The sequence below is a fragment of the Seohaeicola nanhaiensis genome (genome assembly GCF_042654245.1).
GTDB classification, from domain to species: Bacteria; Pseudomonadota; Alphaproteobacteria; order Rhodobacterales; family Rhodobacteraceae; genus Seohaeicola_A; species Seohaeicola_A nanhaiensis.
In genome coordinates, this window is record NZ_JBHSGI010000005.1 from 321512 (window position 1) to 335135 (window position 13624).

Here is a 13624-nt window from a genome sequence, read left to right on the forward strand (position 1 = left end):
ATTCCCTGACCCGCGGACTTCCCCAAGCGCGCCGTCTCTGCCATACTCTGCCGAACCAAGAAAAAAAGAGCAGCTGCCATGTCCGACCTCCTCACCGCCGCCGGCGAATCCACCTATGACGCCTCCTCCATCGAGGTGCTCGAGGGGCTGGAACCGGTCCGCAAGCGGCCCGGCATGTATATCGGCGGGACGGACGAGCGGGCGCTGCACCATCTGGTGGCCGAGGTGTTGGACAACTCGATGGACGAGGCCGTGGCCGGCCACGCCAACCGGATCGAGGTCGAGCTGCACGCCGACTATGCCATCACCATCCGCGACAACGGGCGCGGCATTCCGATCGACCCCCACCCCAAGTTCCCCGGCAAGTCGGCGCTGGAGGTGATCCTCTGCACCCTGCACGCCGGCGGCAAGTTCGGCGGCAAGGCCTACGAGACCTCGGGCGGCCTGCACGGCGTCGGCGCCTCGGTGGTGAACGCGCTGTCGGATTCGATGGTGGTGCAGGTCGCGCGCGACCGGCAGCTGTACGAGCAACGCTTCTCGCGCGGCGTCCCGCTCGGCCCGATCCAGATGATCGGCGCGGCCCCGAACCGGCGGGGGACCACGACGACCTTCCACGCCGACGAAGAGATCTTCGGCCATCACCGGTTCAAGCCGGCCCGGCTGTTCAAGTCGATCCGCTCCAAGGCCTATCTGTTCTCGGGCGTCGAAATCCGCTGGAAATCGGCCATCGACGACGGCGAGACCCCGACCGAGGCGGTGTTCCACTTCCCCGGCGGCCTGTCCGACTTCCTGACCGAAAGCCTGGGCACCGCGTCGACCTATGCCGACAAACCCTTCTCCGGCACCGTCGATTTCAAGGAGAAATTCGACACCCCCGGCAAGGTCGAATGGGCGATCAACTGGACGCCCTCGCGCGACGGGTTCATCCAGTCCTATTGCAACACGGTGCCGACGCCGGAGGGCGGAACACATGAGGCCGGGTTCTGGGCCGCGATCCTCAAGGGCATCCGCGCCTATGGCGACCTGATCTCGAACCGCAAGGCCGCGCAGATCACCCGCGAGGATCTGGTGGCCGGCGGCTGCGCCCTGGTCTCCTGCTTCATCCGCGAACCGGAATTCGTCGGCCAGACCAAGGACCGGCTGGCCACAACCGAGGCCGCCCGACTGGTCGAAGGCGCGGTGCGCGATCACTTCGACAACTGGCTGGCGGCCGACACCAAGTCCGCCGGGGCGATCCTCGACTTTCTGGTGCTGCGCTCCGAAGAGCGGCTGCGGCGGCGCCAGGAGAAGGAAACCGCGCGCAAGACCGCCACCAAGAAGCTGCGCCTGCCCGGCAAGCTGGTCGACTGTTCTGCGACCAGCCGCGACGGCACAGAGCTGTTCATCGTCGAGGGCGACTCGGCCGGCGGTTCGGCCAAGATGGCGCGCGACCGCAAGACCCAGGCCCTGCTGCCGCTCCGCGGCAAGATCCTGAACGTGCTGGGCGCGGCCTCGTCCAAGCTCGGCTCCAACGCCGAGATTTCGGATCTGTCGCAGGCGCTGGGCGTCGGGCTGGGCAGCAGGTTCAACATCGACGACCTGCGCTATGACAAGGTCATCATCATGACCGACGCCGACGTCGACGGCGCCCATATCGCCTCGCTGCTGATGACCTTCTTCTTCACCCAGATGCGGCCGATGATCGACAAGGGGCACCTCTATCTCGCCTGCCCGCCCCTGTTCCGCCTGACGCAGGGGGCCAGGCGCGTCTATTGTCTGGACGAGGCCGAGCGCGACGAATGGCTGGCCAAGGGCCTGGGCGGCAAAGGCAAGATCGACGTCTCGCGCTTCAAGGGTCTGGGCGAGATGGACGCGAAGGACCTCAAGGACACCACGATGGACCCCGCCTCGCGCAAGCTGATCCGGGTGACCATCGACGAGGACGAACCCGGCGAGACCGGCGATCTGGTCGAACGGCTGATGGGCAAGAAGCCCGAGCTGCGGTTCCAGTATATCCAGGAAAACGCCCGCTTCGTGGAAGAATTGGACGTGTGATTGCAGGGTGGGAATACGCCCCGAACGCCGCCACCCAAGCCTGGCTCCGTGTCGTCTTTGCACCCGGGCCGCCAAGGATCGGCGGAAATCCGTCGCTTTGACATGAGGGATTGAAAAATGTTGACCCAATTCCTGGCCTCGGGTCAACATTGTTCACAATTTGTTAACTTTTCCAGAGGGTCCCTGGATGTTCACCAAGATTGCCCTGGCTTCGGCGCTCGCCGCTTTTCTGGCGGCGCCCAAAACCGCGGATGCCGCCACATTTACCTATGAGATGACGCTGCAATTCATCGGCGATCAGATCGGCGAATTGCACACGCCGGACATGGGGCCGGTCTGCTATCGGCATCAGTCCTGCTTTCCCGACGACGTGCGCCTGCCACTTGGCTATTTCAATTACCTGACGCCCGGTCAGGTGCTTTCAGCCGCTTTCTTGATCACAGAAAACGGTCTGACGGGTGCCAACCTTACCGCGACATTCGACGGTGCCCCGATGCCTGCCTATGGGCACGGGAACACTCCCTATGTCCGAAACCTCGGCACGGAAAACCTGAAGATCGACTGGAGTGGCCCGACGACATCTGATTGGGCAAACCTTGATCTGGCGCGACGCGGGCTGACCACTTCCGCCGAAGGCGAAGGTAGCAGCTATCGATCCGGATGCAGCGGACAACCCGAAGGATTTCCCGACGGCTTCTGCGGATACTACGGCTATAACTCCGAATTCAGCATCCTCGGCTATCGCATCCTCGATGAAAACATGAACGTTGTCAGCGAGATGCCGATCGTGCCCGTCGGGGCGAGCATCTCTTTCGCGGCTGCCGGCCTTGCCGGATTTGGCGCGCTGCGGCTGGTCGGGCGGCGGCGCAATCGGGAAAGCGCCGGCTGAGCACCTTCCCGAGGTGGCGTTCCAAACCGCGCCACACCTCAACAAATACCCCGCGGCCACCCTTGCCGAAGCCCGTGCCAAAGCGCATCTTCAAAGGTGCGGGCCGAAAGGGTCAGAACCCTGCCGGCCCGTTGCCTCATAAGGTGACATCGCCCTGGCATTGCCAGGCTCCCCTGCCCCCCTGAGCATCGACCGATGGGCATATGCCGTTCGGAACCCCGTTTCAGGAGACATCCCATGTCCAAGGAAAAGAACAAAGGCAACAAGGAAGCCAAGAAGCCCAAAAAGGAAAAGCCCAAGGTGCTGGCAACGGCCAATTCGGGGGCAAATACCGGCAAGGGACAGACGACCATCGCCGGCAAGAAGGTCAACTGACCGGCGTCCCAAACGCCTTTCGCGGCCTGAACGGTTCGATGCAAGTCCGTTGACACAAAACGGGAACATGCATAGAACAAATGTAAACAGGCCAAACCGAAAGGCGGGCATATGCTGACCAAGAAGCAACTGGATCTTCTGGCGTTCATCCAGAAGCGCGTGGCGCGCGACGGGGTGCCGCCAAGTTTCGACGAGATGAAGCTGGCGCTTGATCTGCGGTCGAAGTCCGGAATCCACCGGCTGATCACGGCTCTGGAAGAGCGCGGGTTCATCCGGCGGCTGGCGCATCGGGCACGGGCGATCGAAATCGTCAAGCTGCCCGAGACGCTGGGCGGAGAGGCGCAGGGTTTCCAGCCGCGGGTCATCGAGGGTGACAAGCCGGCCGCCCGCCCGGCCCGGGCCGAAATGGTCGTGGCCGACGCGATGGAACTGCCGGTGATGGGCCGGATCGCGGCGGGTGTGCCGATCGAGGCGATCAGCCATGTCTCGCATCACATCGCGGTGCCGGGTTCGATGCTCTCCGGACGCGGCGAACATTACGCGCTGCAGGTCAAGGGCGACTCGATGATCGAGGCCGGGATCAACGACGGCGACATCGTGGTGATCCGCGAAACCCAGGTGGCCGAGAACGGCGACATCGTGGTCGCGCTGGTCGAGGATCAGGAAGCGACGCTGAAGAAGTTCTACCGCCGGGGTGCGGCCATCGCGCTCGAAGCGGCCAACCCGGCGTATGAAACGCGGGTCCTGCCGTCGGACAAGGTCAAGGTTCAGGGCCGGCTGGTCGGGCTGATCCGCACCTACTGAGTCCAGAGCCGGCGGCCCTGCGTCTCGCGCGCGGTGCGCAGCCCTTCGGGGCCAAGCGCGAGGCTGCCGGTGAAGCGCAGACGCTTGGGGTCATAGACTTCGCAACCGCCCGACAGGGCCAGCGGCACGCTGGCGATCACCAGCTGCCCAGGCGCGCAGGTGGTGAAGCGTTCGGCGCCCCTTTTGCCGATTACATGAACGATGTCACGGCCCCGGATCGTGGCGGTTCGAATGGCCGGATCCGCCCCCGTCCAGCGCAGCGCCGCCTGCTGCTGGGTCGCGGCGTCTCCGTCGTTTTCAAGCCACGTGCGGGCAATGAACCCTGCCCCCTTCGCCTTGGACAGCGCCCGGCCTTCCGGCGTCATCACACCGACCAGGCCGCCGGTATCTGCGATCAGCACATCGGGACGTTCGGCCAGGCTCCAGACAAACAGGGCGAGCGCGGCGACCGGCAGTCCGGCCAGTCGGGCGCGACCCTGCCACAGGAACAGCCAGAGCATCCCGAGCGAGAGCAGAGGCAGGACCAGCGGGCCCGGCGACGGCACCCAGTTGCGGGCGCCCTCGAAGGTGGCCACCCAGTGGCCGACCGCCAGGATCCAGTCGAGCCCCAGCCCCATGACCCAGAGGCCGACCCAGGCGAGCCCCAGCGGCGCGAGCAGCAGGGCCGCGACGGCAGCGGGCACCACCACGGCGCCCATGACCGGAACCGCCAGAAGGTTGGCGATCAGCCCGTATTGCGACAGCGTGTTGAAATGCGCCGCGCCTATGGGTGCGGTGGCGGCCCCGGCGATGGCCGATGAGGTCAGAACGGCGGCGACCGGCTTGATCCAGCCCGGCAGGCGCGGCAGGTCGGCGGAGCTGAGCCAGCCAAATCCGGCGATCAGTGCCGTGGTGGCGGCAAAGGACATCTGGAACCCGGGGCCAAGCAGGCTTTCGGGGCGGAAGGCCAGAACGACCAGCGCCGCCATGGCAACCGAACGCAGCGAGAAGGCGCGGCGGTCCACCAGCACGGCCAGCAGGATCACGGCGGTCATGACAAAGGCCCGCTCGGTCGCGACATTCCCGCCCGACAGCGCATAGTAACAGGCGGCGGCGACCAGCGCGCCAACGGCGGCCAGCTTGCGCGCCGGCAGCCGCAGCGCGACGAACGGCACCAGCGCCAAAGCGACGCGCAGCGCGGCAAAGACAAAGCCGGCCAGCAGCCCCATATGCAGCCCCGAAATGGCGAGCAGATGCGCCAGATTCGAGATGCGCAGCGCGGTCAGCACGCCCGCGCCGATGCCGCTGCGGTCGCCGGTGGTTACGGCGGCGGCAAAACCGCCGGTGTCCCCGGGCAGGACCGTCTGGATATGGCGCGAGACGGCCATGCGCAGCGTGAAGATGCGCAGGGCCAGCCCGCCCGGCTCGGGCGCCGCGACGGTAACGATTTCCTTGCGGGTATAGCCGACCGCGCCCGTACGCAGGAACCAGGCGTGACGACGGAAGTCGAACCCGCCCGGCTCGACCGCGCCCTGGGGCGGCGAGAGATGGCCCGTGGTCCGAATCCGCTGGCCCGGCAGGATCTCGGCGGGCGGGCCATGCAGCGAGATGCGGACCCGTTCGGGCGTGCGGGGCGCCGAGATCGGGCCAAGCCGCACCTCGTCCAGCAGGATGCGCAGCGCGTCCGAGGCGGACCGGTCGATGTCGATCACGCGGCCCTCGATTTCGCCATAATAGCGCCAGCCCAGAACCGGCGCGGCGACGCCATTGGCGCGCAGGCCCGCGAGGGAAAAGCCCGCCGCCAGCAGCGCCGCCGCCCAGCCGAGCGCCGGCCATCCTCCCGGCCAGCGCCACGCCGCAAACGCAGCCGCCAGCCCGATCAGAGCCGCAGCCGCATAGGCGGCGCGGCCCGGCTCGACCGGCAGCGCGAAGTAAAGTCCGATGCCGCAGGCCATGGCAACCGGGGTCCAGGGGAACAGGTGACCCCGCTGATTCAGCAGCGCAAGATCGACGAAGGCCAGCCAGCTCCTCGGGGTGCGCATCTTGCCCCTCGCCTTTCGGACCGTTAGACAGGCGCCAACACTATGGTTCACATAGTTACCAAACGGTAAATTTCGCTGCATGACCTCAGACATCGTCACCCGCTTTGCCCCTTCCCCGACCGGTTACCTGCATATCGGCGGGGCGCGCACGGCCCTGTTCAACTGGCTTTACGCGCGCGGGCGCGGCGGCAGGTTCCTGCTGCGCATCGAGGATACCGACCGCGAACGCTCGACCCCCGAGGCGACGGCGGCGATCCTGCAGGGGCTGACCTGGCTGGGGCTCGACTGGGACGGCGACGTGATCAGCCAGTTCGACCGCGCGGACCGTCACGCCGAAGTGGCGCGCGAGCTGCTGGCGCAGGGCAAGGCCTACAAGTGCTTTTCCACGCAGGAAGAAATCGCCGCCTTCCGCGAGTCGGCAAAGGCCGAGGGGCGCAGCACCCTGTTCCGCTCGCCCTGGCGCGACGCTGACCCAAGCACCCATCCGGACGCGCCCTATGTGATCCGCATCAAGGCGCCCCAGGACGGCGCCACGGTGATCCGCGACCAGGTGCAGGGCGACGTGACCATCCGCAACGACCAGCTGGACGACATGGTGATGCTGCGCAGCGACGGCACGCCGGTCTACATGCTGGCGGTGGTGGTCGATGACCACGACATGGGCGTGACCCATGTGATCCGGGGCGACGACCACCTGAACAACGCCGCGCGTCAGATGATGATCTATGACGCGATGGGCTGGCAGGTGCCGGTCTGGGCGCATATCCCGCTGATCCACGGGCCTGACGGCAAGAAGCTGTCCAAGCGGCACGGCGCGCTTGGGGCGCAGGAATATCAGGCGATGGGCTATCCGGCGGCCGGGATGCGCAACTATCTCGCCCGGCTGGGGTGGAGCCATGGCGACGACGAGTTCTTCACCGACGCCCAGGCGCGGGAATGGTTCGACCTTGACGGAATCGGCCGAAGCCCGGCGCGCTTCGACCTCAAGAAGCTGGAAAACCTCTGCGGCCAGCATATCGCCGCCTCGGACGATGCCGCGCTGCGGCAAGATCTGGTGGCCTATCTTGCCGCCGCCGGACTGCCCGCGCTGACCCGTCAGCAGGAGGCAGGGATCGAGACAGCCATGCCATTCCTTAAGGAGCGGGCGAAGACATTTCCGGAACTGATTGAAAAGGCCCGCTTTGTGCTGGCGTCGCGTCCGCTGGACATCGACGAGAAAGCTGCCCGCGCGCTGACGCCCGAGGCGCGCAAAATGCTGTCGGAATTGACGCCGCAGTTGCAAAATGCTAGCTGGAACCGTGACGATCTCGAGACGGTCCTCAACGGCTTTGCCGTTGCCCAAGGCACGACGTTTGGCGCGCTGGCAGGCCCGCTTCGGGCCGCCCTCGCCGGACGCGCGGTAACGCCGTCTGTCTACGACATGATGATTGTACTCGGGCCCGAGGAGACTCTGGCCCGCCTTACCGAGGCTGCATCCTGATGTTCACATTCAGGTAACGCAGTCCGGGTAACAGATTTGCCGCGCACACCGCGCGCAACCACAGGTCCGAGCGGACCGGAGATTCCGGGCCCGCCATGCAGGAGGAAGCGACGATCATGACCGACACCAACAAATCCGCCCAGCTCATCTTGGACGGCAAGACCTATGAGTTGCCGGTGCTGTCGCCGACCGCGGGCCCCGATGTTGTCGATATCCGCAAGCTATATGGCCAGGCCGGGGTATTCACGTACGATCCGGGCTATACGTCGACGGCCAGCTGCGACAGCACGATCACCTTCATCGACGGCGACAAGGGCGAACTGCTGCACCGCGGCTATCCCATCGACCAGCTTGCCGCCAAATCGCACTATCTCGAAGTCTGCTATCTGCTGCTCTACGGTGAGCTGCCGACCGCATCGGAACTCGAAACCTTCGAGATGACGATCACCCGCCATACCATGCTGCACGAACAGATGCAGTATTTCTTCCGCGGCTTCCGCCGCGACGCCCACCCGATGGCGACGATGGTCGGCGTGGTCGGCGCAATGTCGGCCTTCTATCACGACTCGACCGATATCTCGGACAACCGCCAGCGCGAGATCGCCAGCCACCGCCTGATCGCCAAGATGCCGACCATCGCGGCCTGGGCCTACAAGTATTCGATCGGCCAGCCCTTCGTCTATCCGCGCAACGATCTCGACTATGCGTCGAACTTCCTGCGCATGTGCTTCTCGGTTCCGGCCGAGGAATACGAGGTGAACCCGATTCTCAGCCGCGCGATGGACCGGATCTTTACGCTCCACGCCGATCACGAGCAGAACGCCTCGACCTCGACGGTGCGTCTGGCCTCCTCCTCGGGCGCGAACCCCTTCGCCTGCATCGCGGCCGGCATCGCCTGTCTCTGGGGCCCCGCCCACGGCGGCGCCAACCAGGCCTGCCTGGAAATGCTCAAGGAGATTGGCACCCCGGACCGCATCCCCGAATTCATCGCCCGCGCGAAGGACAAGAACGATCCCTTCCGCCTGATGGGCTTCGGCCACCGCGTCTACAAGAACTTCGACCCGCGCGCGACCGTGATGAAGCAGTCGGCGGACGAGGTTCTGGACCTTCTGGGGATCGAGGACAACCCGACCCTGCAGGTGGCGAAAGAGCTGGAAAAGCAGGCCCTGGAGGATCCGTATTTCGCCGAGAAGAAGCTGTTCCCGAACGTCGACTTCTACTCGGGCATCATCCTCGAGGCGATGGGCTTCCCCACCTCGATGTTCACGCCGATCTTCGCCGTCAGCCGGACGGTCGGCTGGGTCAGCCAGTGGAAAGAGATGATCGCCGATCCGCAGAACAAGATCGGCCGCCCGCGCCAGCTGTATCTGGGCGCGACCGCGCGCGACTACGTGGATATCGAGAACCGCTGACTTTCGGCGCCAGTCCTGAAAACAAAAACGCCCCGGCCAAAGGCCGGGGCGTTTTCCCTTCGGACAGACGCCTCAGCGCCCTTCGAAACTCGGCGCGCGTTTTTCCATGAAGGCGACGACACCTTCCTGGAAATCGCGGGACTTGCCGCACTGGCCCTGAAGCCGCGCCTCGGTGGACAGCTGGTCGGGCAGGGTCGATTCGAAACTGCCACGTATCGCCTGCTTGACGGCGGCATAGGCCTGGGTCGGCCCCTTGGCCAGCTGGCTCGCGCGGATCCGCCAGTGCGCGTCGAATTCGGCATCGGGCACCGCCTCCCAGATCATGCCCCAGGCATCCGCCTGTTTCGCGCTGATCTTGTCGGCAAAGAGCGCCGCGCCCATCGCCTTGGCCAGCCCCATCTGCCGCGGCAGGAACCAGGTGCCGCCGGCGTCGGGCAGCAGGCCGATGCGGGTGAAGGCCTGCAGGAAATAGGCGCTTTCGGTGGCGATCACCACGTCGCAGGCCAGCGCCAGATTGGCCCCTGCCCCGGCCGCCGGGCCGTTCACCGCGGCGATCGTCGGCACCGGGCAGTCATAGATCGCCTCGAGCATCGGCGTGTATTCGTCGCGCAGCGTGCGCTCCAGATCCAGCTGGGTGGCATCGCCGCCATCGCCCAGATCCTGGCCGGTGCAAAAGGCGCGGCCCGCGCCGGTCATCACGATGACCCGCGCGCGGGTGGCCGCGTCGCGCATGGCATGGGCGATCTCGGCGCGCATCTGGGTGGTCAGCGAATTCATCTTGTCCGGCCGGTTCAGGGTAAGAACGGCAACGGCGTCGGCGATATCCAGCGTGAGGGTCTGATAGTCCATGGCGGGTCTCCCGGGGTATTGATCGCCGGCAACCTGACGCAAGGGCGCAGCCAAGGAAAGAGGAACGGCGCGTCAGTCCTCGAGAATCCGACGCAGCCGCTCTTCCTCGGCAGGGCTCAGCGGCCGGTCCGGGGCCACCGGCCGCGCCCGTCCGCGCAGATAGGCCCAGGCGGTGCCGCCCGCGACCAGCAGCATCATCGGCCCCGCCGCCCAGAGCAGCCAGTTCGCGCCGCCTGCGACCGGGTTCAGCAGGACATATTCGCCATAGCGGGCGACGATGAACTGCACCGCTTCCGCGTCGCTGTCGCCCGCGCTCAACCGCTCGCGCAGCAGGATGCGCAGGTCGCGCGCGAGGCTGGCGTTGCTTTCGTCGATGCTCTCGTTGCGGCAGACAAGGCAGCGCAGGCCCTTGGAAATCTCGCGCGCCCGCGCCTCCAGCGCGGGGTCGGCCAGCATCTCGTCCGGTTGCACCGCAAAGGCCGGGCTGGCGGCCAGGACAAGGGCAAGCAGCAGGCGCTTCATTCGGCCGGCACCGCCCGCACACGCGCCCGCGCCCCGGCGGCCACGCGGAACCGCCGGTCGGTCAGCGACAGCAGCCCGCCAAAGGCCATCATCAGGCAGCCGCCCCAGATCCAGTTGGCGAAGGGCTTGATATAGGTGCGCATCACCCAGCCGCCATTGTCCTGCTCGTCCCCGATCACGACATAGACGTCGCGCAGGAACCGATAGTCGATCGCCGCCTCGGTCGTGGGCATCTTGGCCACCGGATAGACCCGCTTTTCGGGCCGCAGCTCCGCGATGTCGCTGCCGGCCTTCGCAAGGGTCACAAAGCCGGTGGTGTTGAAGTAATTCGGCCCGCGCCCTTCCTCGACCCGGTGCAGGGTCAGCGTATAGGGACCGATCCCAAAGCTCTCTCCGGGATGGACGACGCGGATGTCCTCCTGCTGCCAGGCGGTCAGCGCCGCGATGGCAAAGATCGTGACCCCCAGCCCGGAATGGGCGGTGACCCGGCCCAAGTCGGCCTGCGGCAGACGCAGCAGCCGGTCGGCCCGGCCGGCGGCGCGGGTCCAGAGGTCGGTCAGCGCGCCGGCCACGATCCAGGCACCCAGGAAGGCGCCCACCGGGCCAAGGGCCGAGCGACCGGTCTGCAACGCCCAGGCCAGCGCGCCCAGGGCCAGCGCCAGCGCAAAGGCCGGACCCAACAGGCGCAGGGTGCGCCCGAGGCGCGCGCGCTTCCAGGGCATCAGCGCGCCGATCGGCAGCACCAGCCCGAGGCCGACCATGAAGGGCGTAAAGGCGGCGTCAAAGAACGGCGGACCCACCGACAGCTTGCGGTCAAAGGCCATCTCGGCCACCATCGGCCACATGGTCCCGACGAAAACCACGAAGGCGCTGACGGCCAGCAGCACGTTGTTCAGCACCAGCGCGCTTTCCCGGCTGACCATCGCGAACAGCCCCTTGGCCTGCATCGCCCCGGCGCGGGCCGCATACAGCGTCAGCGCACCACCGGTGAAAACCGTGAGGATGATCAGGATGAACACACCCCGCTCCGGGTCGTTTGCAAAGGCATGGACCGAGGTCAGCAGGCCCGAGCGCACGATGAAGGTGCCGATCAGCGAAAAGCCGAAGGCCAGGATCGCCAGCAGGATGGTCCAGCTTTTCAGGCTCTCGCGCTTTTCCACCACGATGGCCGAATGCAGCAGCGCGGCGGCCAGAAGCCAGGGCATGAAGGATGCATTCTCGACCGGATCCCAGAACCAGAAGCCGCCCCAGCCCAGTTCGTAATAGGCCCACCAGGATCCCAGCGCGATGCCGATGGTCAGGAATATCCAGGCCGCCAGCGTCCAGGGCCGCACCCAGCGCCCCCAGGCGGCGTCGACCCGGCCTTCGATCAGCGCGGCAACGGCGAAGGAATAGGTCATGCTCAGCCCGACATAGCCGAGGTAGAGGAACGGCGGATGGAAGGCGAGTCCTGGATCCTGCAGCAGCGGGTTCAGATCCTGCCCGTCAAAGGGCGGCACGGCCATGCGCAGGAAGGGGTTCGAGGTGAAGAGGATGAAGGCCAGGAAGGCCACGCCGATCATGGCCTGCACCGCCAGCACCCGCGCTTTCAGCGTGGGCGGAAGCGCGCCGCCGAACCAGGCGGCCGAGGCCCCGAACAGCGAGACGATCAGCACCCAGAGCAGCATCGAACCTTCGTGATTGCCCCAGGTTCCGCTGATCTTGTACAGCATTGGCTTGAGCGAATGGCTGTTCTCTACCACCAGTTTCAGCGAGAAATCCGAGGTCACGAAGGCATGCATCAGCGCGCCGAAGGAACAGGCGATCAGCAGGAACTGCATGTTGGCGGCCGGTTCGGCTACCGCCATCCAGGCAGGCCAGCGTTTTGCCGCGCCGATCATCGGCACCACGGCCTGCACGATGGCGATCAGGAAGGCGAGGATAAGGGCGAAATGGCCAAGCTCTGTGATCATGGGCGCGTTATAGGCTCGCGCGGCCGCGCGGCCAACGGTTTTCACCGGGCCGCGCGGTTCACATTGTCGCGGCCTCAGGCCCGCCGCTGCGCCCTCCAGGCGTCCAGCGCCGGATTGTCCGAAGGTTCACCCGCGGCCAGCGTCAGCGTCGCGTCCACCCCGGTGCCGGCGGCGCCCGGGCTGTCGTGGCGTAGCTCTGCAATAGCCGTCAGATTCTCCAGAACCGCCGGAACCCGCGCCATGGTGGTGGCGATCTCGCGCTGGAAGTCCTGCGACTTCAGCTGGTGACGGGCACCGAAGTAAAACGTCACGATGACCCCCAGCAGCCACCACAGCGGCTCGGGCACCAGGGCGATCCCCTGCATCCGCGCCGCGAACCACAGCGGATCGACCATCGCCGCCGCGAACAGCGCCAGGGTTCCCAGCGCCAGCGCGGGACGCGGCAGCCTGTTCAGCCCATCCATCAGCCGATCGAACCAGCCCGGCCGCGGCAGGGCGAATTCGGCGGCATATTGCGCCAGCACCTGCCCCTGCAGCCCCGAGGCGCGCGCCGCCGCGGCTTCGGCATTCTCGCGGAAGACCTCCGCCGTCTCGCGCACCACGTTGCGCGAGCCGAACAGCAGCCCGGCCAGTGTCTGGATCAGCCCCATGATGCGGTCCTTTCTGCAAATGCCGCGTCGCTCAGGTGATAGCGCGGCGAGACGAAGGCCTCGGCCCGATTGATCCAGCCGCCCTTGCCCCCGGCCCGGGTGCGCGCATACTTGCGGCTGGCGGGGCGCGCGTCGGCAAGGCGGAAGTAATAGTTCCGCCGCGCGATCCCATAGGCATCGGCCAGCGCCAACGGATCGGGCATCGCCGCATCCCGCGCCGCCGCCAGCGTCTGCGGCCCGATCTGGCCGTCCACCGCGATCTGATAGCCCATGTCCCGCAGCAGCCGCTGCAGGATCGACACCGCATTGGCGCCCGCGTTGACATACATGTCAAAGACCGAGGGCTGCAGCGCCGCCGGCAGCTCGGCGATGCGCGGCCGCTCGAAATAATGGCGCACGAAGATGTCGACCGCCTGCGCCCGCGTCAGCGCGCGCACATCGGCCACACTCACCGCGCCATCGCCGGTCAGATCCAGACCGAGACGCCGCATGGTATGGATGGTGACGCCGAAATTCGTCGCGCCGCCGGGGTCGTCGGGGTCGTTCACGAAACCGCCCTCGCGGGCGACAATCTCTTCGGCGATGTCTCGCACGGATGGCATGGGGCGTCTCCTCGCTCTCTCGGCAAGGTTGTGC

At 66.5% G+C, this 13624-nt stretch carries 12 protein-coding genes; 6 read left to right on the forward strand and 6 right to left on the reverse strand.

Features of this window, described 5'->3' with window-relative positions:
- Window positions 1-78: 78 nt before the first annotated feature.
- The 4 genes from parE (at window position 79) to lexA (ending at window position 4102) form a co-directional block, all read left to right on the forward strand.
- Window positions 79-2034, forward strand: a complete 1956-nt coding sequence (gene parE, locus ACFO5X_RS08915; protein ID WP_380716997.1) for a DNA topoisomerase IV subunit B — start codon at window positions 79-81, stop codon at window positions 2032-2034.
- Between the two features lie 187 nt (window positions 2035-2221).
- Complete coding sequence (locus ACFO5X_RS08920) at window positions 2222-2923, forward strand: hypothetical protein (protein ID WP_380716998.1); 702 nt, start codon at window positions 2222-2224, stop codon at window positions 2921-2923.
- A 237-nt stretch (window positions 2924-3160) separates the two neighbouring features.
- A complete protein-coding gene (locus ACFO5X_RS08925; protein WP_380716999.1) occupies window positions 3161-3298 on the forward strand; it encodes a hypothetical protein in 138 nt (45 codons plus the stop codon).
- 111 nt (window positions 3299-3409) lie between these two features.
- Window positions 3410-4102: a transcriptional repressor LexA gene (gene lexA, locus ACFO5X_RS08930; protein ID WP_380717000.1), complete on the forward strand. Its 693-nt coding sequence runs from the start codon at window positions 3410-3412 to the stop codon at window positions 4100-4102.
- Here the strand turns inward: lexA and ACFO5X_RS08935 are convergent.
- Entirely contained in the window at window positions 4096-6123 is a 2028-nt protein-coding gene (locus ACFO5X_RS08935) for a ComEC/Rec2 family competence protein (RefSeq protein WP_380717001.1), read from the reverse strand. The genes lexA and ACFO5X_RS08935 overlap by 7 nt on opposite strands.
- Before the next feature lie 79 nt (window positions 6124-6202).
- Here ACFO5X_RS08935 and gltX point away from each other — a divergent pair, with 79 nt between their 5' ends.
- Window positions 6203-7603: a glutamate--tRNA ligase gene (gene gltX, locus ACFO5X_RS08940; RefSeq protein ID WP_380717002.1), complete on the forward strand. Its 1401-nt coding sequence runs from the start codon at window positions 6203-6205 to the stop codon at window positions 7601-7603.
- 116 nt (window positions 7604-7719) lie between these two features.
- Window positions 7720-9015, forward strand: coding sequence for a citrate synthase (gltA, locus tag ACFO5X_RS08945; protein WP_380717003.1), 1296 nt, complete (start codon window positions 7720-7722; stop codon window positions 9013-9015).
- 72 nt (window positions 9016-9087) lie between these two features.
- Here gltA and ACFO5X_RS08950 read toward each other — a convergent pair whose 3' ends face one another.
- From ACFO5X_RS08950 to ACFO5X_RS08970, 5 genes are all read right to left on the reverse strand, one after another.
- The gene (locus ACFO5X_RS08950; protein WP_380717004.1) at window positions 9088-9864 is read right to left on the reverse strand and encodes an enoyl-CoA hydratase-related protein; all 777 of its coding nucleotides are present in this window, start codon (window positions 9862-9864) and stop codon (window positions 9088-9090) included.
- 72 nt (window positions 9865-9936) lie between these two features.
- Complete coding sequence (locus ACFO5X_RS08955; RefSeq protein WP_380717005.1) at window positions 9937-10386, reverse strand: cytochrome c-type biogenesis protein; 450 nt, start codon at window positions 10384-10386, stop codon at window positions 9937-9939.
- The gene (locus ACFO5X_RS08960; protein ID WP_380717006.1) at window positions 10383-12338 is read right to left on the reverse strand and encodes a heme lyase CcmF/NrfE family subunit; all 1956 of its coding nucleotides are present in this window, start codon (window positions 12336-12338) and stop codon (window positions 10383-10385) included. The genes ACFO5X_RS08955 and ACFO5X_RS08960 overlap by 4 nt, the downstream gene beginning before the upstream one ends.
- A 74-nt stretch (window positions 12339-12412) precedes the next feature.
- A complete protein-coding gene (locus ACFO5X_RS08965; protein ID WP_380717007.1) occupies window positions 12413-12988 on the reverse strand; it encodes a holin family protein in 576 nt (191 codons plus the stop codon).
- The gene (locus tag ACFO5X_RS08970; protein WP_380717008.1) at window positions 12979-13590 is read right to left on the reverse strand and encodes a holin-associated N-acetylmuramidase; all 612 of its coding nucleotides are present in this window, start codon (window positions 13588-13590) and stop codon (window positions 12979-12981) included. The genes ACFO5X_RS08965 and ACFO5X_RS08970 overlap by 10 nt, the downstream gene beginning before the upstream one ends.
- Window positions 13591-13624: the final 34 nt, after the last annotated feature.